The 21,231-nt window shown below is 57.9% G+C and carries 14 protein-coding genes; 9 read left to right on the forward strand and 5 right to left on the reverse strand.

The features are described from left to right. Window positions 1–148 precede the first annotated feature (148 nt). The 5 genes from ABDC78_RS07305 (at window position 149) to ABDC78_RS07325 (ending at window position 5,779) form a co-directional block, all read left to right on the forward strand. On the forward strand, window positions 149–1,462 hold the full coding sequence (locus ABDC78_RS07305) for a nucleotide sugar dehydrogenase (RefSeq protein ID WP_178360989.1): 1,314 nt from the start codon (window positions 149–151) through the stop codon (window positions 1,460–1,462). Then, complete coding sequence (locus ABDC78_RS07310; RefSeq protein WP_347133354.1) at window positions 1,459–2,682, forward strand: glycosyltransferase family 4 protein; 1,224 nt, start codon at window positions 1,459–1,461, stop codon at window positions 2,680–2,682. Before ABDC78_RS07305 ends, ABDC78_RS07310 begins: the two co-directional genes overlap by 4 nt. A gap of 184 nt (window positions 2,683–2,866) precedes the next feature. Then, window positions 2,867–3,577 (forward strand): class I SAM-dependent methyltransferase, encoded by a 711-nt coding sequence (locus ABDC78_RS07315; RefSeq protein WP_178360987.1) that lies wholly within the window; start codon window positions 2,867–2,869, stop codon window positions 3,575–3,577. A 139-nt stretch (window positions 3,578–3,716) separates the two neighbouring features. Continuing rightward, window positions 3,717–4,760 (forward strand): glycosyltransferase family 4 protein, encoded by a 1,044-nt coding sequence (locus ABDC78_RS07320; RefSeq protein WP_178360986.1) that lies wholly within the window; start codon window positions 3,717–3,719, stop codon window positions 4,758–4,760. Between the two features lie 203 nt (window positions 4,761–4,963). Continuing rightward, window positions 4,964–5,779, forward strand: a complete 816-nt coding sequence (locus tag ABDC78_RS07325; RefSeq protein WP_178360985.1) for a heparin lyase I family protein — start codon at window positions 4,964–4,966, stop codon at window positions 5,777–5,779. Between the two features lie 636 nt (window positions 5,780–6,415). Here the strand turns inward: ABDC78_RS07325 and ABDC78_RS07330 are convergent. The 4 genes from ABDC78_RS07330 to ABDC78_RS07345 all read right to left on the reverse strand — a co-directional run bounded on the left by ABDC78_RS07330 (window position 6,416) and on the right by ABDC78_RS07345 (window position 12,397). After that, a complete protein-coding gene (locus ABDC78_RS07330) occupies window positions 6,416–6,631 on the reverse strand; it encodes a hypothetical protein (RefSeq protein WP_178360984.1) in 216 nt (71 codons plus the stop codon). Between the two features lie 1,067 nt (window positions 6,632–7,698). Continuing rightward, complete coding sequence (locus tag ABDC78_RS07335) at window positions 7,699–8,802, reverse strand: glycosyltransferase family 4 protein (RefSeq protein WP_178360983.1); 1,104 nt, start codon at window positions 8,800–8,802, stop codon at window positions 7,699–7,701. A 5-nt stretch (window positions 8,803–8,807) separates the two neighbouring features. Next, window positions 8,808–10,964 (reverse strand): alginate lyase family protein, encoded by a 2,157-nt coding sequence (locus ABDC78_RS07340; RefSeq protein WP_347133355.1) that lies wholly within the window; start codon window positions 10,962–10,964, stop codon window positions 8,808–8,810. 290 nt (window positions 10,965–11,254) lie between these two features. Further along, window positions 11,255–12,397 carry a methyltransferase domain-containing protein gene (locus tag ABDC78_RS07345; protein ID WP_178360981.1) on the reverse strand — a complete coding sequence of 381 codons (1,143 nt, stop codon included), beginning with the start codon at window positions 12,395–12,397 and terminating at the stop codon, window positions 11,255–11,257. Window positions 12,398–12,739: 342 nt separating this feature from the next. On the opposite strand from ABDC78_RS07345, the gene ABDC78_RS07350 reads away from it, so the two are divergent. From ABDC78_RS07350 to ABDC78_RS07365, 4 genes are all read left to right on the forward strand, one after another. Continuing rightward, the gene (locus ABDC78_RS07350) at window positions 12,740–13,948 is read left to right on the forward strand and encodes a polysaccharide pyruvyl transferase family protein (RefSeq protein WP_178360980.1); all 1,209 of its coding nucleotides are present in this window, start codon (window positions 12,740–12,742) and stop codon (window positions 13,946–13,948) included. A gap of 309 nt (window positions 13,949–14,257) precedes the next feature. Beyond that, window positions 14,258–14,950, forward strand: a complete 693-nt coding sequence (locus tag ABDC78_RS07355) for a nitroreductase family protein (RefSeq protein WP_178360979.1) — start codon at window positions 14,258–14,260, stop codon at window positions 14,948–14,950. A 1,706-nt stretch (window positions 14,951–16,656) separates the two neighbouring features. Then, entirely contained in the window at window positions 16,657–17,205 is a 549-nt protein-coding gene (locus ABDC78_RS07360; protein ID WP_178360978.1) for a low molecular weight phosphatase family protein, read from the forward strand. 233 nt (window positions 17,206–17,438) lie between these two features. Further along, window positions 17,439–18,929, forward strand: coding sequence for a sugar transferase (locus ABDC78_RS07365; protein WP_178360977.1), 1,491 nt, complete (start codon window positions 17,439–17,441; stop codon window positions 18,927–18,929). 212 nt (window positions 18,930–19,141) lie between these two features. On the opposite strand, the gene ABDC78_RS07370 is transcribed toward ABDC78_RS07365, so the two are convergent. Next, the gene (locus ABDC78_RS07370) at window positions 19,142–21,082 is read right to left on the reverse strand and encodes a hypothetical protein (RefSeq protein WP_178360976.1); all 1,941 of its coding nucleotides are present in this window, start codon (window positions 21,080–21,082) and stop codon (window positions 19,142–19,144) included. Window positions 21,083–21,231: the final 149 nt, after the last annotated feature.

The following is a 21,231-nucleotide window of genomic DNA, read 5'->3' on the forward strand; positions in this document are numbered from 1 at the left end:
GACGGTCGAAACTGGGTGGAAGTGTGATCAGTGCGAAAGTCGATTCTGCGCTACGCGCAGGTGCGCGTTTCGGTCTCACAAGCTAGCGTTGTCTACGCGGTGCGGATGCTGGGGTGCAATCGCCCGCACCTAGGGGGGACTCATTTTCATGGACATCAGCATTTTTGGCCTGGGGTACGTCGGTGCTGTATCTGCCGGCTGTCTGGCAGCAGATGGGCACAATGTCATTGGCGTCGACCCAAACTGGACAAAGGTCGACCTCATCAACTCGGGCGTTTCGCCGATTGTGGAGCAAGACATTGGCAATATGATTGCAGACGAGGTCAAGTCTGGACGCCTTCGGGCAACTACGTCCGTCGAAGATGCGGTGAATGAAAGTGATATTTCACTTATTTGCGTCGGAACGCCAAGCCAAATGAACGGTAACCTGGATCTAAGTCATGTGCGTCGTGTATGCGAAGAAATCGGCGAAGCGTTGCGCGGCAAAAGCAAATATCACGTAGTAGTCGCGCGGTCAACCATGCTGCCCGGCAGTATGCGAGACGTAGTAATTCCGACCCTTGAGAGCGCATCCGGAAAAAAGCAGGCTGGTGTGGATTTCGGCGTTTGTAATAATCCTGAATTTCTACGAGAAGGCACCGCTGTATGGGATTATTATCATCCACCGAAAACTGTGATCGGCGAAACCGATCCAAGAGCCGGTGAGGTGCTGACACAGTTGTATGGAGAATTGGACGCGCCACTCATCCGCACGTCGGTCGACGTAGCAGAAATGGTTAAGTACGCCGATAATAATTGGCACGCCTTGAAGGTAGCGTTCGCCAATGAAATAGGAAGCGTAAGCAAGGCCGTCGGTATAGATGGCAGGCGCGTAATGGAAATTTTTTGCGAGGATACGAAACTGAATCTTTCCGCCTATTACATGAGGCCTGGGTTTGCCTTCGGCGGATCTTGCTTGCCAAAAGACGTGCGCGCGCTCACCTACAAAGCTCGAAATCTCGATCTCGATGTGCCATTGCTCAATTCAATACTCCCTTCGAACAGGAGCCAAGTGGCACGCGCTATCGAAATGATAACCGCGAAAGGAAAGCGGAAGGTCGGAGTGCTAGGATTTGCATTCAAAAGTGGGACAGATGACTTGCGCGAGTCGCCAATTGTCGACGTGATAGAGCACTTACTGGGGAAGGGTTACGATTTACGTTTATATGACGGCGCCGTAAACATGGCCGCGCTGACGGGCGCAAATCGTGATTACATACTCAATCTCATTCCACATATATCGCGGCTAATGGTTTCGACCATAAAAGAAGTCCTAGAATTCGCCGATACAATCGTTATTGGGAACGGTGACCCTGAGTTCAGTGCCGCGGTCGACAGCGCTCGTCCCGATCAGACAGTGGTCGACTTCGTCCGCGCGTCTGGCCGAGCAAGTGGCGGCAACTACGACGGAATATGCTGGTGAGTGCTACTACAGCTGGCGGCAACCCTGTCGGCAGCGTCGTCATCTTGGTCGAAAACCTACCATCACCGTTTGACCGTCGGGTATGGCAACAAGCCACGACATTACAGGCGCACGGTTGGACGGTGAGTATTGTGTGCCCAACAGGCAAAGGTTATGAAAGTCTGCATGAAGTAATTGATGATGTTCACGTGTATCGATATTCCTTGCCAAATGAGGGCGACGGTCCTTTCAGCTACTTTGTCGAATATGCGACTGCGCTATGGCATACGTTTCGTTTGGCTGCAAAGGTAAGGCGCGAACGTGGGTTTGATGTCGTCCATGCCTGCAACCCGCCCGATTTGCTCTTTCTGGTGGGTGGCTATTTTAAGTTGGTTCACAGCACCAAATTCTTGTTCGATCACCACGACATCAATCCAGAGCTATATGAAGCGAAGTTTGGTCGCCGTGGCCTGCTTTGGCGCTTGATGGTACTGCTGGAGCGCTCCACTTTCCGAACGGCAGATGTGTCGATAGCAACAAACGAGTCGTACCGTCGCATCGCCATCGAGCGTGGCGGAATGCGTCCAGACAATGTGTATGTAGTCCGTAGCGGCCCAAAGTTGGACCGTATGCAAATTCGAAGGCCAGTTTTAGAGTTGAAACACGGTCGACGCTACCTCGTCGGGTATGTCGGAGTGATGGGCAAACAAGAGGGCATCGATTACCTGCTGCAAGCGGCAAGCCACATCGTCCACAGCCTTGGTCGCAAGGATATTCATTTTGGCTTGGTGGGCGGCGGCACAGCGCTAGCCGAGATGCAGCGCCTTGCGGTTGATCTGGACGTGGCGGACTACGTCACTTTCACCGGGAGAGTACCAGACGACGAACTTCTGGACATCCTGAACACCGCCGATGTCTGCGTTAACCCCGATGTAGCCAATGAGATGAACGATAAATCGACCATGAACAAGATTATGGAGTATATGGCGCTTGGCAAGCCTATTGTTCAGTTTGATTTGACGGAAGGGCGGTTTTCCGCTGGAAATGCTTCGCTGTACGCCGCAAGAAACGACGCGGAGGATTTAGCAAACAAAATCGTTGAACTACTGGAGGATCCTGAACGCAGCGCACAAATGGGCGCATTAGGTCGCTGGCGTGTAGAGAACCAACTGGAGTGGAAATACGAGGTACCTAAGCTCCTGGCCGCGTATAGCGCATTGAAGATCAATCACGATGACTAGCGTAGGGCCTGGTAAAGGTCTAGTTCTGTATAGGGCAACGTTATGCGTAGCATCATCTTCCGTCCGCGAAAGAAGACGCCATTCAGTGTGCAGCAGCACCATGTCCCATCCGAGGTAGCTGGTCAGCCGGCTGACCGAAGTCCTTAATCCGTACTGCAAAATCGATCAGAGGAGCACACACAGCATGGCCATAACTTCCTCGCGTGAAGAATCCCACGCGGGTGCTGAACATTTCTGCCGCACCGTTCGATCGACAGAATCCCTGTTGCACCCTGAAAGTGTGTTCGTTGCCGGTTGCGGTAGAGGTCATGAAGCGCTGTACATCCGGAAAGAACTTGACGTAAAGGTCACAGGGGTGGACGTGGCGCAGCATTGGGATCCAATCGACTCGTGGGCTGCGGGCGTCGACGATTTTGAGCTTCAAGTAGGCAGTGTTCTCGACCTTCCCTTTGCCGATAGTAGTTTCGATATCGTCTTCTATCATCACGTGATCGAGCACGTCAGCGACCCGGCTGCAAGTCTGCGCGAGCTTGCCAGGGTTCTACGCCCAAATGGATTCATTTATATCGGAACGCCCAATCGGCACCGCGCAGTAGGATATCTAGGCTCCTTTGACGCTAATTTGGTGCAAAAGATGCAGTGGAATCTCAACGACTATAAAGCTAGAGTGAAAGGAAAGTTTCGAAACGAACTTGGGGCTCACGCCGGCTTCTCCGAGCGAGAATTGTTGGCGCTAGTTGAACGCCATTTCGATGGTATCAGCGTACTAACCGGCGATTATCTACAGTTCAAATACGGCGGCCGAATCCCAAAGGTGCTGCTGGCCGCAATATGTTCGAACGCCCTTCGCGGCGTCGCCGCGCCATCGGTGTATGTTTCGGCCCGGCGCTCATGACACTCGGTTATCGCGGCGCTTACCCGTTCCGCCCAGTGCGGATGGGGACGGCTCGCTGCGCCTCTGAATTTGCCTCCGCAGGCGACGCTCCCTGTTGGTTGCGGAGCATTTTGGCCTGTAGCGCCCAAGAGCTCGTGTAGTGCGCGTCCTTTGGCTGTCGCCCGGCCTGCGGCCGCTCGCGCGTACGTACGTCGAGAGTCTCCGAGCGCTCGGGGCTGAAGTATTGCTCGTAACTTCGGATCTGCACCCCGAATCTGATGAGGCAAGAGAGTACGAAGTAGTACTTCTTGGTCGACCTATTCCGACTGCCGACTGGTGGAGAGTTTCTAAGGCCTACAGACAAATTAGGCGGTTTGACCCAGATGTGATCGTAACCGAATTCCTGAGGGACCCGAGGTGGCGGATCTTCTCAGATTTGGCGCCGCGAATTCGCCTGTTGCACGACGACGTGCCCCACGACTCGACGCATGTGGCGCCGTGGTGGAATCGTGCGTTCTTCGAACGCTGGGACGACCGAGCGGCCGCTACCATTGTTTTTAGCAACTATGTGGCTGAGAGCGTGCGGAGTAGGCAGACCGTGGCCGAATCTCGACTCTACGTGGCCCCGCTGACCAGTGATTTGCCGCTAGCCCTCATTCCTGAGCGCGTGCCTGCAACCGAACGGCGGAACGTGGTGCTTATCGGCCGACAGCGACCATATAAGAACCACGAGGTGGTTTTCGCCGCATGGGAGTCCCACACCAGGGGCGGATGCTGGCCCGGCGACGAATTGATTTTGTTTGGTGACGGCGAGATCCAATGCGCGCTACCCAACCATGCACGATGGGTAAAAGATGCATTCAGATACGAGACTATCTTGAGCGAAGTGTCGAGAGCGAGAGCTTCTGTGGTTCATTCGCGTACGGCATCCCAAAGCGGCGTTCAGGTGATGTCTTTGCAGCTTGGCGTCCCCACTTTGGTTTCCACAGCAGGTGGACTTGCCGAATATCAGCCTGATGGTTTGTGCCCGATCGATATTGACGACGTCGAAGGCCTTTCCCGCGCAATGGATCGTCTAGCGGAACCAGCCGAAATTGAGGCGCAGTCGCGAAGGGCGTCAGCTTACTTTATGTCCCGCTTTTCGCCGGAACTGGCCGCAAGTAGACTTCTTGAAATTTTTGAATCCGTTCTCCAATCTGCGTAGCACTCTTTTGCGTCACACCGGGCGCAAGGATGGTCGTACCATAAGAGTTGACCAGCTAGAACGCGCTGCGGGATCTGGTCTTTGTATATTGACGGCGCCTTATGGGAGACGTTGTGCTAGCCTTTGAGAGTCGTTCTGTCACAGGCAGTAAGAATTTCCTCCACACTCTGGCGTCATTCTGAAAGAATTGATTGGGCTCATTGATGGATCGTCGGACGGTACTTTTACTAGGTGGGATCGGAGTTCTATCGCTCGGCACGCCCACACCAGCGTCGCGCGCAGAGGCGCCAGGGTCGTCTTCTACGCTCTTCAACGGGGACTTCGAAACTGGAGATACCAGTCAATACGCAAAGACCGAGTTGGCTGGTGGCAGTAACGCACCTCGCATCGTGACAGCTCCAACCCGATCTCGAAGCTCTCAATATGCGTGCGCCTATAAGCTTTCTGAGTCGCAATATCGCTGCGAGTCGGTGCCGGGGTACGGGTATGCTCCCTTTGTAGGTACGGAAGGTTCCGACCTCTATTACCGGTGGTCTGTGTATTTTCCCGATGAGTTTCCTGAGGCCCCTTGGCAGGTTTGTGGTCAGTGGCATCAGACGTACATGGGTGGCACGGGGCGCTATGACAAGGTGCCCCCGCCGATGGCATTTTATGCAGCGTCATCAGCCGATCGTGCTGCGCGCTGGAGCCTTTCAAACAATGGCAACAACCCCTGGCAGAAAGGTTGGTCGCTCGACCTCGGGTTGATGCCCCGCGGTGAGTGGACGGACGTGGTAGTCCATGTGAAATTCTCGGTGGTGGCTAGAGATTGCCTAGTGGAAGTATGGATCAATGGCGTAGAGAGCGGCAGTATAGTTCCACCGGTGCCGACTTTGTACCCGACAGAAGTAGTGTCTGACAGAGTGTCTTATTTTAAGGTCGGTTATTATCGCGATCCCAAAGCAACGCTGCCCGGTGCAGTGTTTTTTGATGATGTGAAGATTGGCACGACGCTAGGCTCAGTTGCGCCAAGTTCGTAGTTGCCGATTTATTGATGGCGGGTTGGCATCGCAGCTGGTAGAGCATTGCTTAGAAATATAGCGCGATAACCGCTGGGCACGGGGCATTCGACTGAATGGCGAATAGTTTAATTCCGGACGCGAAAAAGTTCGCTTTCCCGTCCGGATAATTTGACGCCATTAATGGCGGTGGCCGCTGGCTTCGCTTAGAACGTTGGGGTGAGCATTCCGGCCAAGCGACCTGACTGACGGGAGTGGTCCTGATTGGTTCGCACTCGAGGGGGGCGTGGTCGCCGAGGATCGAGACGCCACAGGGTGCGACGAGTTCGTGTTCGGCCAAGGATCACCCCGGTCGCATGCTTGAGCACGACGCTTGGTGCCGTGGTCGATGACCCACGATTACCGTGGTGCCGATCAATCTCATCGGCACCGAGCAACGGGCCGACCCCTACCGGATGTAGGACAGTCGGTTGACCTTGCGCGCAACACCGACGATGCGCCATCTGCAAGCGTAGCGATGGCAAGGGTTGCAGCAGTTCACTTCCGATGATCAATCGTCCGTCGAGGATCGCACAGGTCTCCAAAGGGGTCGCGAAGTTGACTTTCGCGCACCACGCCTGCGCAGCGGCGTTGGCATGGGGGCAGCGTGAGCGGGGTTCAGGTGACGGCGGCTTCGGTTAGCGAGCGCACGGCCAGGTCTTCCCGGGCGTGGCCGCAGACGTTCTCGACGGTACCCATCGACTGCGGGTCGCTAGGGTGGCATAAGTCGGGCGCTCGTTCGTAGTGGCCGGCCAATCGGACGTAGCCCGCGGCCGCGATGACGACGTCGGCGACCAGACCGCCCTGGCGGCAGGCCATCCGGTCGGCCGGCACTCTGGATAGGGCACCACTGCTGGCGGCCAGTGCGATTAACGGCAGCGTGGGGGGAGGCCCGTTCGTTGGTGGCGAAGCGGGCGAACCGCCATTGAGGGAACGCCAGCACAGCGCCGAACAGGAACAGCCCGGTGCGGCTTGGGCCCAGTCGACCACCAGATAGCCGGCCGTTTCCCATGCCGCGGGCGCCGCCGACGGTGATTAGTACTGCACCACAATGCTTTTGCTTCCGCGACCTGCGGCCGAAAGCTAAGGTGAGAACCCTCGTAGCCGGCGTCTCAGGCTTCGGGCAGCAGCCGCTTGGCCGAAATCCGGCCGTCTGGTTTTCTCCACGCGTTCGGAGACCAGGTCGGCCACCGCATCGTGTTTTTGGGACCGATCGGCCGGCGGCGGCGGCGGCTTGATACGACCCGATCTTGTGGTGGGCGGAAACAATGTCCATTCGGTCCTTCGCAGATTGCAATAGAACTCCCCGGTGGTGATGGAGATTGGTGGGCGCCTTCACCGTCAACATCGGGGCCTAGTAGCCACTGGCCATCAGTGTGTACTTTTGCGTGACTACAGACACCATTACCCCCTTGATCGGCCACTGCGGGCAGAAAATAGCTTGTGGTTTGAGGAATTGTCGGGCGCTGGCGGGTGCGGTGTTGTTTCAGGGGCGATTCCAGGGTCCGCCACGAGGGCTAGGTGGATGGTTTGAGCAGCTGATCTGGCAGCGCATCGGCCACACGACCGGGTTCGGGAGATCCGCTACCGATTCGGGGCGCGGTCCCCGGTGCTGGCGAGAGTTTGCGTGCGATTGCCTGGTTCGGTGCCCAGGGTCGTACATTCATCGCTGAGCGGGTGTCATTTGTGGATCGTGGGTTCGTCGATAATCATTGCACGCGCGTGGGTCTATGGTGCGGTTGTCGAGGATAATGCGCAGTGGACTTGCAGCCCGACTACTCGGATGCGTGCAGTCCAGGCATCGACAGCGCCTAGCGTCAACTCGGTCACCTCCGACATCCAACATCATCAAAATGACGCTCAGTCCCGCTGTCATATGCGAGTGAGTTGCTGTTCGATATTCAACTAACATCGTGATATAGAGAATCTAGCTGGCGGCAAACAATGTCTATATTGAAATGTTTTTCGATCCGCTCGCGTGCGGCAGTACCGACCAGGTGACGCGCTTCATGGTCGGTTATGACGCGTTCGATTGCTTGAGTTAAATAGGTAACCTCGAGCGGATCGACCAATATCCCGCTCGCATCGCCCAACATCTCCGGGATACCGCCCGAATTGCTGGCTACGACACAAATTCCTCGCGCCATTGCTTCCAGTATTGCCATAGGCTGGCCTTCGTTCAGCGAGGGAAGGACGAGTATTTGGGTGTTTGCAAGGAGTCCTTGCACCTCTGAAGGCGATAGCCATCCACGTACTTCCACGCAGTCTCTGATTCCCAGTTTGTTGATGATACTGTGGGCGCGCTCATTATCTCCGTTGCCGACGATGGATAACCTCGCTTGGGCCGAAGGGCAATTTTCAAATAGTCGGGCCCAAGACTCAAGTAGAAGGAAAGTTCCCTTCCGCTCACAAACTTCGCCTAAAAACAAGACATGGATTGGATCGCGATCCGATTGATCAACCACCGGACTTAGCCGAATCGCGTTAGGCACAACTGCGATGTTCGCATCGGGCGCAATTAGCTCAAGTCGCCTAGCCCAAATTTCTCCCAGAGCTATAACTGCATCGGCTCTCTCGAGGGTCGCGCGAATAAAAAGTTTGGCTGGCTTTGGCACCTTCTCAAAGAATTGGTGAAACTCCGATCCGTGTACGTGAAGTATCACTGGAACTTGAAAAAGTGCTGAAATCCAGGTCAGGATCGATTTCCGCGCAAAACTGCCATACGACGAGGTGTGGATGTGGACAACGCTAACTCGCTGCCTAGAGAGCTCGTACACGAATCTTCCCAGACCCTTGAGAAATATCACCAGACGCGCCAGCGCGGATCCATTGCAATGCGTCGCAATGTGGTGGATATCCCATTCGAGCCAGAGAGTAGTTCCGCGCATATTTCGTACGTAAGTTGCGATGCCGCCATGTGTCGAAAGGCTGGTGGAGACCCACAGTGCGCGTCTAGTTGCCTTTTTCTGGCCGAGGTCTCGGCGGCTAGACTTGGATAGTGCCATTCGTCTCAACGCCTCAGTTCGTCTGAATCGTGGAAAACGACCGTAGAGCTGTCCAAGAAGAGGGTTATGGCTCGTTCGCGCTCGTCCTCGAGCCAATTAGCCCTGATTTCTTGGCCCTGCCAGTTTAGTCGAAGACGGCTTGTGTGTATTCCGTCGGTCGGTGAAATCAGTGTAGCTACAGCCAAGGGCAGTTCGACTTTGGAGTTAGTGCATAGCCACCAAGAAGGCACGCGAGTCTCAAGCCGTTCGGACCACCATCCCAAGTTTCGCGATTCGTCTCCACGCACATCGTCACAAATTAGTGTGGTGGTAGCAGACTGAAGAAGCAGAAATATCGGTGAACCCGAACGGTGCAAAAGGTGCCCCCCTTCGACATAAGTTATGTCTAGGCTTGGATGTAGGGGCCAAGTGGTTCGAATCTGATGGGCGCCTCGGCCGGTCAATTGATCAATGACTAGGGACGCACGCTCGTTGGGGGGTGCAATAAGCCACCTCCTGTGGACGACATCCCCGTGTAATCGGCGGTACCCGTCGTGCTCGGCGTCAACAAATCCCTCTGAAAGATCCACTCGACGGATACTTGTCTTCGCGTGGCGCGACCACAGGAAGGGGCCACCTGATGTCGACTGATCGCTGTCATCGACGGTAACGGTTGAGTGGGCTCTGGTTCCACGCATCACCTCGCGCCAGGTTGGATGTCCGTAGTAACTGCCGGTGCCCGGGTCGCCAATAATGTCGTGGCCGGCGTCGCTCAGAGTGATTGACAGAGCATCCGCGTGGCCGTGGGCGGCGATCGACAGGTAGCCCAACGGCCCGACATCCATAGTGATCCGCCGTTTTTCGGAACGAAGGATCACCAACCCGCCATCCTTAGCGAAATGCTGCGCGGTCGAACTCGTGGCTCTGGTAGTGGAGTCTTCTAGTGAACTAGGCACGGAGTGTGATGGCGATATCGCTCTGAACCATTCAGCGTCAACAGAATTCGTAGCAGCGTAAGCACCTGCAGCGCCCCACTCAAACGCTGCGAGGATTCCTAGGTGATGCCGGATCGTTCTTGCGACAGCTGGACCCAGTCGCACCGCAAAGCCTTCGTCGTCATCGCCATATCGCGGATCTGGATCGTCGAAGCCCACAGCAGCCGCTAGAAAGGCGCTACTACGCGATAGTGCATTCACGATACGTTGGGGGGCACGATCATCGCGTACTACCAGCAACGCTGCCACCAGGTGCAGCAACTCTCCCGTGAACATCTGATAGCCGATCGCTTGCTCGGCTCCCGAACCGTCAGGCAGGATCTGCTTCGACGCCTCACAACACAAAGCCTCGACCGCCAACTGTTCCCAGTCTGCAGACCCTTTGAGCTCAGGCATCATAATTGCGATGACTGCAAGCCCTGCCATCTCGCCCACCAGGTGGTTGTTAGCGGAGCTGAATCGGGATCGCTCGCGCCAACACTTCTGCGCGGTATGTGCCATTAGGTTTACGATCTCTCGGTATCGCTCCACCGTGAGGTGCGGCGAATCGCGCAGTCCTTGCAACGCGACGGCAACGGAGATCGCCCGTATCCCGGCCTCGAAAGCCCCCCGCCATGCGATACCTTGACCGGGCGGGTTCTGGATAATCCAACTGTCGAGCTGTTCAAACGCACTATTGCTATAGCGCTCATTTCCGGTGAAAAGCCAAGCCTGTGCCAGCCACGGCAGATGTTGGAGGCGGTTTAGCTCCCAGATCCATTTCACGTCGCCCGCAGCGATACGGTGGTTTATCCGCTCGGAGGGAAGTGAGGGCCACTGAACGCCAGCTATCGGGTCCCAGTTCCAATTTAGAGTTCCGCTGATCGTTGTCGGAGGGTATCCGAAGAACTGGAAAGTCTGCTCCGAAGCCGCTTGTGCAGCTTTGACAACATTGGAGACGTGCTCGGTACTTTGGCCTGCGACCAACTGTGCCCCTACTTGATCAAGCAAGCTCGGCCGGTCAACGCCAAGGCGAAACCGCTCGAGTGCGTGCTCCCAATCCTGTGACGAATCGCAACCCGTAAGCAAATCGCCATCTACTGCTGTAGCACTTGTTGGCAAGAATGTCCGGCCAGCGCGCCAAAGTATCTCACGCGTCTGCATTGTCCGTAGCCGGCGCCCATACCACGCGAGCTTTGAGTTCACCATTGTACTTCCTAATTTCGGCCTCACGTGCAGTGATGATGGCACCCTGCCTGTCGGGCGGACGACTGATTAAGGACGGCTTGGCGTTAGCCATGTGCGTCAACAGATGTCATTGAGATACTAATCCTGGTTGGGTGCCACCGCTTCTTCGACAAAATCGACGGCGTGTTCAACGTCAAATCTCAACGCGTACTCTTTCAGAAACTCAGGTCCGCTAGCATCCCGCGCTATCGTAAGAGTGGCAATACCGGGCGCTTCGCTCCTTGATCCAGATGTTGGCGCCAATACACCACTCAATGCTTGTGCAGTTTCGATTGGACAAACATGCTGGCGCATCTAAGGTCCTCATCATCCAAGCCTTGCCAGCGGGCCGCTAGCTTATCTCGGGGGATACCCACGATGCGGTGTCGGCGGTCGGTGGTGATTTCGAAGCCCCGCTCGGTCATCAGTGTTATGTGTGTGGAGCATGGTTGACGATTAATTAGATACGGCTTGTGCCCAACAACCATATTCCACACGAGCTCGGGGTACCGCCAATGACCATTCCATGAACGGGTGAGTCCGTGGCTTGAGAAATCGATGAGATGCGACATATGGCCGCCTGGTCGTAGCCACTTGCGGAACGCATCGTAAGTATTTCGCAGATCGTCGACATGCTCCAGCACGGAATGTGACACAATCAGGTCGACCTGTGACTCTTGTATTACAGCTGGATCGTTCCACGGCGTTATGTATTGGACTGTGATCCTTCCTGCAATTCCGATCTGGGATGTTAGCGCACGCCTAATGTTGTCTATCCGAGTTGGTGCTAGCGTCTCTGCGAGGATATCATTCGTGAGAATGTGCCCTGGAAAAACTTTAGATTCCGAGAGCCAACCAAAATCGACTGGCGTTCGGGCGTGAAACAGGTCGACAAGGTCGCTGAGCAGTGCGAGGTTCAAATCGGTCTCGGAGTACTCAACTATATCCAGTGCGTAATATTTGTCGACGCCAGATAGGAGTGCGGCCAGTCCCACTCCAAGGGATCCGCCGGGACCCAACTCGGCCAGTGCCTCAGGGGTGGGCGTCCGGTTGTGCTCGACGAGCATGGTTAGGTGTCGCATCCACACCTCGTAGCAATATCTGGCACTGGCCGATTGCTGATGACGTCGGCGGGACCGTAGTTGATACAGCCCTGGGATGTAGGACGCGACGCCTTTGGCGATGGGTAGGAGCCATTCATCGATCTGGAGGTCGGCTGCGTCACTGATCGGCTCGCCAGCCGCAAGCTGCTCGCGTGCATCACTCAACTTGGCGCGCGCAGCGACTTCCGTCTTCCTGTAAAACGATTGCTGTTCTACCTGACCGCTCGCTGGATTAATGTATTTGATCCGCGCTTCCCATCCCCCGTTAGAACGCTGAATGATGGCGCCCTCGACGCCTGCCCCCTCGATCACATGTCAATTGTAGGTTCGATCAGAGCATCACGACGTCGTTCACTGATGCCGAGCCAGACAGAGCCGGCGATCCCGCCAAGTAATCTGTCGACCTGCAAGCAAACGCCAGCCCCTCCGCATTCACCGCAACCTGCGAGTTACCAACGCGATTGGTGATCGCTGGGAGGGTTGCCCGGGCTTGCACGGGCTGCTCAACCTTCTTCGGCGACAGCGGGCAGGTGCGGATGCGCCATGACGAGTACGATCCGGACTTGTCGGTTCGATCGTGACCGAGCGACCAGGGGAATTCGCGGGAGCGGCAGACAAGGATCGAGCGTTGGCTGGATCAGGGGGAGTCTTCGGGTGTGGCACTCGTCCATCAAGGCGCGGTTATGGCAATTTGCGGACACGGCGTTGTTTCGCTGGCTGGAGGGTTGCTGGTACCGGACCGTGCGACCTGACTCTGACGCCGAACGACGTGGGGTGCTGCTCATCACGACGTTCGGTGGCGGCAACATCGGTGATCAGGCAATGTTCGAGTCCTTCTTGCGAAATACGGCCGGGCCAATCAAGGTCGTGATGCCGCGACCTTGTGCACTCGCGGTGCCTGACGACGTTTCCAGTCGCGTCGAAGTCCATGTGCTCGAGGGACTCTTTCAAGGTCGACCCCAAGTCACACCTTCACGGATCCGCGAGTTCGGCAAACTGGTAAGCCATTCCGAAGCGCTCGTGGTTATTGGCGCCGACATTTTGGACGGGGCTTACAACCTTCGTGAGGCTTGGTCTCGGACGGAAGCGCTTAGGCTGGCGTTGCGACTCGGCACGCCAGCTCGCATCATCGGGTTCAGTTGGAGCCCTGCTCCGCATCCAGTTATCGAGCGTGCCTACCGGAGGCTGAGCGGGCAGGTAGCTCTGTACGTGAGAGACAAATATTCGCTCGACCGGTTGACCGCTGCGGGTATCGCCGCTCGCCTAGTCCCTGACACAGTTTTCTCACTTAGACATCGATGCTGTTGCGCGTCGATCAGCTCAGGTAGCCCGCCGGGTTCCTCGCCCGTGGCACTTCTGAATGTCAGTGGGCTGCTTCGCAAAAGGCACGGGTTGTCCGATCAGTACGTCCCAATAATCCGTGAGCTCCTACTGCTCGGTTACAAGGTGATTATGGTCCCACACGTGTTTCGGGAAGGCGACGACGATCTTGCAGCTTCCCGAGAGGTGCTCGAGTTAGTCGCGGACCGGAGCGTGGAACTAGTTGATCGCGTCTTGGAGCCCAACGAGGTGCAGGCGTTAGCCGCTACCGCGACGCTTGTCATAACCGGACGAATGCACCTGGCGATCCTTGCGCTGACTATGCGTACTCCCGTGATCGTGTTCGGCTCCCAAGGAAAAGTTGAAGGAATGCTTGCGTTGTTCGACTTGGAAGAGCTGGTGGTTCAGACGGGCCCGAGCCTAGGCGCCGCTACGGTCGAGCGGATTCTTCAACTCCACGGGATGAATGAAAAGATTCGTGCGCAGATCACGCAAAAATTACCTGGGGTGGTGTTGCAGTCTGATGAAAATTTCGTGTGGTGATCCCTCGATCATCAGCAGTGCTATCAAAGCGTCTAGGAGTGGGGGGACAGAGCAAGCATGAAGGGTCTTGTGAAACGCGTCCTTCCCGCGCGTGCCGTGTCAGCACTTCTGAGCTTGCGTAGTCGGCTCGTCCTGGGTTCAGAGTTCCGTTCAGACCGCCGCAGGTATGCCCGGCACTATCTCCCCGGTGAGATGATATGCCGGGCCTCAGTCGGTTCGACAAATCTGGAGGCACAGCTAATAAAGGACTATCACCGGATCGAGAAGGGTTTGGCATTGCCAAAACCAAAGCGTCCCTTTGGAGCCGCAGTGGCACAGCGCATCGAAGGCAACATCCTTGTGGGCCGCGACGACGTCGCGGTGGACGATGTGATTGCGCTAGCCGAGAGCGCGCAGCGGGCACTTCAGCGCTGGAACAGCGACGGTGTCATCTCGGACGAGATTGCACCAGTAGCCAAACATCATGAGCATAAAATCGACGATGTCGACGGATTCTTTCGATCACGGCGTAGCGTGCGTGATTTTGATTCAGCTCAGGTACCTGACGAAACTTTAACCCGCGCCGTTGCTTTAGCACTGCAGTCTCCATCGGTATGCAACAGGCAAGCCTGGCGAGTCCGTTTCTTTCGCGGAGATGATGTGTCCCGCATCCTTGCGCATCAGAACGGCAACAGTGGCTTCCGATACGTGATCCCAGTTGTGGGATTGATTACCGTTGACACCCGTATGTTCTCGGCAGCAGGTGAGCGCAATCAGCCTTGGATCGAGGGCGGCATCTTTTCCATGTCGCTTGTGTGGGCGCTTCATGCACTCAGAGTCGATTCGTGCATGCTTAACATGAGCGTGCGAAATAAGCAGGCTTCCGCGGTTCGGAAAGAGTTTGGCATTCCGGACAATGAGTTGATCATCATGATGATTGCAATTGGTTATGCCCGGCCCGGGCATCGAATTGCGCGTTCACCACGGCGGCAAACGAATGAAGTCATCGTATCTAGAGATTGAATGCTGAACGAACGACGTGCGCTGTAGGTGTGGAAAGGATGACAGCATCGATATCAGAGGGCGCACGATCAAAATCAGAAGCCGTGCTGTAATTTTCGCTTCCGTCGCTGCGCAGGTCGTAGCAGGTTTTGCTTCGATTCTTCTCACTATTGCCGTCGCACGCACGCAGACCGCCGATTCGCTGGGTGTATTCGCGGTGACTTTGGCGGTCCAGGGATTGCTGCTCGGGACGACGCGAAGCTTTACCGCGGACGTCTTCCTATTTTCTCGGGAAAGCTACGCACCGGATACAGCCCGCCCTATGCTTATCGGATCGGCGACGGCGGTCCTGATAATTGCGTCGCTCTTCTCAATTGTCGCGCTCCTTGCCGCGATTTGTGCCCATCAAATTCTTAGTAGCAGCCTGATACAAAGCGTTTTATTTGGGGTGGCTCTGCTCTTATTGCCAACTTCGTTACAGCAGCACCTCCGCACTGCTTTGGTGGCTGCACGCAGGCACTTTGCGGCGTTGCTATTAGACTGCTTGGCGCTGTCAGCAGTCATAGGTGGCGCTGTATTCGTGACGAATTCAGAACCTACGGTGATGGGGTACCTTTCGGTTTGGGCGGCAGCCTCGGGAATTCACGCCGCAGGTGCGATCGTGATTTTCCGTCTTAGAATGCGACTCGGAATGGGGTTCACGTGGTTACGCTCCCGTTGGCGTGGCGGGCTTACATTTGCCACAGACTTTGGGGTGACTGCGGGTTTGGCGCAGTTCGTTATTCTGTTTGTATCGGCGGTATCTGGCATAGGCTCGGCTGGCGCGTTGAAGGCAGCGCAAACGCTAGTAATGCCGGTCACGCTAGTTATGCGAGGGACCGGCGGCCCAGTTGCGACTGTACTAGTCCGGAGGGTTGCGGTGGGGGCCCGCGTGGAGGCGGTCCGCATTTGTATCGTCTTTTCCGCATTCTGTTTTGTCAGCGCTCTAGCGTGCGGGATATGGCTGCTCGTGCCCGAAGAGTACTTAGTTTTGCTGCTCGGAGAAAGTGCCGCGGCAGCGAAGGCGATTGTGCTGCCGACTGCGCTTGCGCTGGGTGCTATGGGGATTGCGACGGGGGCGGGCTATTTCCTTCGCGCAAACGGCGAGCTGCGGGTTGCGACCACACTCAAGCTTCTATGCTTTCCCGTCTCGTTAGCGGCAGTAACCTGGGGAACACTGGTGGCGGCCGCCGCCGGAGCGCAGGTCGGATTGATGGTCGGGGAACTTACAAGATCGGTCTTGGCTTGGGGGGCCGTGCGGCGTCGGTTTTGACGGCTTTGGTGCCACTGCACAGCAACCCAACGGACTATTCTTCGCCGCTGAATGGGTGCGAGTTCATCAAGTTCGAGGACATGGTGAATAATCGCAGCACAGCTCCACCGCGCGAGTCGGGTAAGTGGTTCGCGTCGGCACGTGGCTTCTCAGCGATTAGGACTGAGTTGCGGGTCGAATCGGACTGCAACTAGGAGCCACCACTAAATCTGCATGCCATGTCTTCTTCCGCCTGTGTAGTTCCTGACGGCAGACAGACAAAGCGACACACTGGCATCATGCACCAGATTGGTGGCGTCTATACAGCGCGTCCTTTACGTGTAGCCCGAAAAGCGCAGAGAGCGCCCGTGAAGTCGCGGATACTGAGGGGAAGCGCCAGCGAAACGCCACACCACGACTGTTCGCTGCCTAAGGAATGGAGCAAGCCCTGCACGTACTGTTTGTGTGCACTGGAAACATCTGCCGGTCGCCGACCGCAGAGCGACTGGCTGCCGCGTACGGCGCACGTCTTCGGATCCCGAACTTAAGAACTTCGAGCGCTGGGACGCGCGCGGTGATTGCCCACCCGATTCATCATGACGCAGCCCTGATCCTAGAAAGGTTGGGTGGCGAATCCAGCAATTTTATGGCGCGACAGCTCACACCGAAGATCGCCTCCGGATCGGATCTCGTGCTGACCATGACAAAGGCTCACCGCGACACGGTGCTGGGTGTCGCCCCACGACTGCTACACAGAACATTCACTTTGACCGAGGCCGCGCGCCTCGTGTCCGAGTTCAACGCGCGGGATATTGGCGACCTCGTGGCGCTTCGCCCCCAATTGGTTGCAGGCGAATCGCCTGATATCGCCGACCCAATCGGTCAGAGTGCGGACGTTTTTGCAGCGGTTGGGTCTCAAATTTCCGACCAGATTCAACCGATACTTGAGCTCTGCCGCAGGGTTTCCGTCCGCGGGGCGGACTAGCTTCGCAGGCGCGAACAAACAAAGTCGGCTACGTAGGCTTCTGAAAGTTTCGGCGGCTACGCTCTCGACTGCAGTGTCACTCTCCAGCCGTTGAACGTGCGCGGCAGATACCGGGAGATCAGCGGACCGAGCGTCTTTCCTGCGTTGCTGAGCGAACATCTCCGTTCCGGTTGAGAAGTCCACAACCTGTGGGCTAAAGTTCCAGGCTAAGGGGAGAACGTCTGGGGGGACATATGACGGCGCTAAACGATCGGCTGGAAGTTTCAGCAAACATCGTTACGATTCCGGCCAAGCTACCGGCTTGGCAAAGAGGGTACGCGCGGCGACTTGTAGCGATCGACGTGGTCGCTGTTGCACTAGCGGTGGGCCTCGCACAGTGGCTGCGTTTCGGTGGGTTGAGCGGCGAGGTATCGACCTATCGCTACCTTGACTACGCGCTCGTGTCGGTCGCGATCGCCGTTATCTGGCTTGCGGCGCTGTCGATCAATCACTCTCGCTCTCCACGCGTCATCGGCACGGGCGCCGAAGAATACCGGCGCGTCGTGTTGGCCACGCTCGCAGTCTTCGGCGGCGTAGCCATCGTCTCCATGCTCTTCAAGCTCGAGATTGCGCGCGGATATCTCGTGATTGCGCTGCCAGCCGGCATCACCTTCCTCATCTTGTTCCGGTACCTCGCACGTCTGGTGATCCGGCACGTACGTCAGTCGCAGGGACGTTGCATCACTCGGGTGCTCGTGGTCGGGAGCGCCTCAGCGGTGCGTGATCTGACCCAGTCTTTCGCACGCGAGCCGAAGTCTGAGTATCAGGTGGTCGGCGCCTGCATTCCCGGCCCAATCCCGCGCACCGAGCTTGAGATTCCGGGTGTCGGGACCATACCCACCTTCGGCGATGAATCCAACGTTGTCGGGGCCGTCACCGCCACAAACAGTCATGCAGTCGCTGTCACTGCAACCGAGCGGCTTAACGGCCGAGGAATCCGAGACTTGTCGTGGGAGCTTGAAAAGCTCGACATCGACCTTCTTGTCGCCCCAGGCGTCGTTGATGTCGCAGGCCCGCGATTGCAGATGCGGCCCGTCTGTGGCCTGCCACTGATCCACGTCGAGAAGCCGCAATATCACGGCGCCAAGAGATTTCAGAAGCGGTTGTTCGACGTTGTCTTTTCCGGCTCGGTGCTGCTATTTGGGCTGCCTATCCTGCTGGCTGTTGCCATCGCAGTGAAGTTCACCAGCAAGGGGCCGGTCTTCTACCGCCAGGAACGGATCGGGTTGGACGGCAATCCATTCGAGATGATCAAGTTCCGCACCATGGTCGATGGTGCTGACAAGATGGTCGGCAAGCTCGCTTCGCTCAACGAGAGCGAGGGCGGGGTGCTGTTCAAGATCCGCCAGGATCCTCGAGTAACTCCCGTTGGGAAGTTCCTGCGCAAGTACAGCATCGACGAGTTGCCACAGTTCATCAACGTGCTCAAACGCGACATGAGCGTTGTCGGACCGCGTCCGCCGCTGGCCAGCGAGGTGAAGTCCTACGATGACTACGCCAGGCGGCGACTCCTCGTCCGTCCCGGCATCACGGGCCTGTGGCAGGTCAGCGGGCGATCGGACCTGTCCTGGGAGGACTCGGTTCGGCTGGACATGTTCTACGTCGAGAACTGGTCGATGATCTCCGACCTGCTGATCGCCCTGCGGACAGTCAAGGCGATGCTCGGCCACTCCGGCGCTTACTGAGCCGAAAGCGGTCTGCAGCCGGGGGATAGGCTCTGCCTCGCTGGCTTGCGATTGCTCCGCCGCCTTTCCAACAACATTCGACTAGCGGCCGCCATACTTGCGGCGATGCGGAATGCTGGTCCGTTGTCGCAGGCTTCGCGTACCCGTCGACAATCGGCCGGCGCACAAGCACATCACCCCGCGGAACAGCTTGCGGCGTTGGGCTCCTCCGGCTACGCACTCCCACGCCGGCGCCACCACAATGCCGCCCCCAGAACAACCAAGGCCAGCACCGCAATTCCCGCGGTCATCACCAGCCAGGTGGGCAGGCCCGCCTCCTCCTGGGGTGCCGCCGCCGCATCGTCGCTCGACCCGATCGACAGCTGAGTGACGGTGCCCTCCGGGCCGGCCGCGATGACGTTGCCATCCAGACTCGACCAGCCGTTGGGGAGTTGATCGATGTAGCCGAGCAGCGGATCGAGCAGTGACCACGCTCCGCTGGTGGTGACCAGGACGACCGTGCGGTCGCGGGGTTGGTCGGCGAAAACCTGGATCGAACCCAGCCCGCTGTTGATGTCGGCGCGCAGTTGGTTCCGCAGATCGACCGCGACATCGGCACTTTCACCGCCGACCGGCGCGCGCACCGACGTCCGCTCCATCGTCGCGGAATTCGCGACGATCAACGCAGCGGTGGTGGCGTCGGCCGCGGCGCTGACGTCGACCACCCGCGGCGTCAGCGGCGAACCGGTCAGCCGCGCGATGTCCGCGACCACCCGCGACGCGTAGTCGAGTTGGTTCGGGTTACTGCCGTCGAGCGCCACCAGGAACTCCGGGCTGAACTCCGAGGGCACCGCGGCGAACCCGTCACCGGCGGGCCCGCCGCGCTGCATCGTCAGCGTCGACCGGGGATCGAGCTGGAACGTCATCGGCGCGATCGTCGGACTGCACACCTGTCGCGGGCTGAACGTCAGGTCGAAGTCGAAATTGATGCGCTGCCTGAGAAATTCACCGGGAACCTCGAAAGTGGCATCCACCTGGCCGGTGTTGTCCAGCGCCGCGGTGTGCACCGCCTGGCCCCCCACGCTGACCGTCATGCTCGCCGAATCCAGGTCCGCGACCGGGGTATGAGTGGCCAGCAGATGCACCGTCAAGCCGTCGATGCGGGCACCCAACGCAGACCGGTCGACACCCACCGCCAGACTCGCCGTCCGCAGGACCGTGCTCTCCCCGCTGATGTCCAGTTCCTCGAACGTCATCTCGTCGGCCTCGGAATTGGCACTGGAGCCGGCCTGTTCGACGCGCACCGTCGACACCTGCGCCAGTGACTGCAACTCGTTGACCACCAGCGACGCCTGATCGGTGAGTTCGCCGCCGCGGCCGGTCACCTTCAGGAAGACGTCCGCCCGGTCCGGGTTGACGACAGTGATTCCCGCATCACCGTTTTCGACCACGATGGCCCGCGTGAGCTGCGGCGCCGGGGGAGGCGTCGCGCCCCGCGGTTGGGTGACCACGGTGAGGGCAGTCGTCTGCGGCCGGTACATCCGCGCCACCGCCGAGGCCAACGTCAGAACGGCCTGCTGCTCGGCGTCGTCGGCGTCGACCGGTGCGTAGATCGTGACCCGCTGCAGCACCGGCGGGAAGAACGACGCGATCGTCGTCGGGGCCTGCTCGACCCCGGCGAACACCGCGGCCAGATCGCTGATGAGCAGACGCTCACCGAGCCCGCACCGTTCCTGGACCGGGATGCCGGCCTGGCGCACCGTGAACGACAGTCCCAGTTCGGAGTCCCTGACCTGCGCTGCGGAGATGTCGACGTCGAACGGCACCACGACCTGCTCCGGGACCACCTCGGGCAGGTTCACCGTGGCGAGGAACCTGCCGGTGCTGTCGGTGATCTCCACGAAGCCGGCACCGAAATCGACTGGGGAGTTGAGGAGTCCACGCAATCGGGTGGCGGTGAACCCGGACGGCACGGGAAGGGACACTCCCTGGCTGGTGTTGGCGCCGACCAATGTGAGTTCGTCGGGCAGGCCCAAGCCGGTCCACGGCAGCGACACGTCCGGGCCGGCGGCGGGGTCGGAGTTCAGCGGCTCGGCGTGCGCGACGTGAGGCGCGCCCAGTGCCACGATCAGCATCACCGACAGCAGCAGGCTGGTTGCCCGACGGATCGCCATGATTTGAAAAGACTCCGCCATTACCGCCCCGAGTGAGAGATTCCCGAATCACTTCCTGGCGCCGAACATTACCCGGCAAACGGCAGTGCAACGCGGAAAACGCGCCGCCGACCGTGCGCGGTGCGGATATCGGCTGAAACTCAATCTTG

The organism is Mycobacterium sp. DL (assembly GCF_039729195.1).
In the GTDB taxonomy this organism is placed as follows: domain Bacteria; phylum Actinomycetota; class Actinomycetes; order Mycobacteriales; family Mycobacteriaceae; genus Mycobacterium; species Mycobacterium hippocampi_A.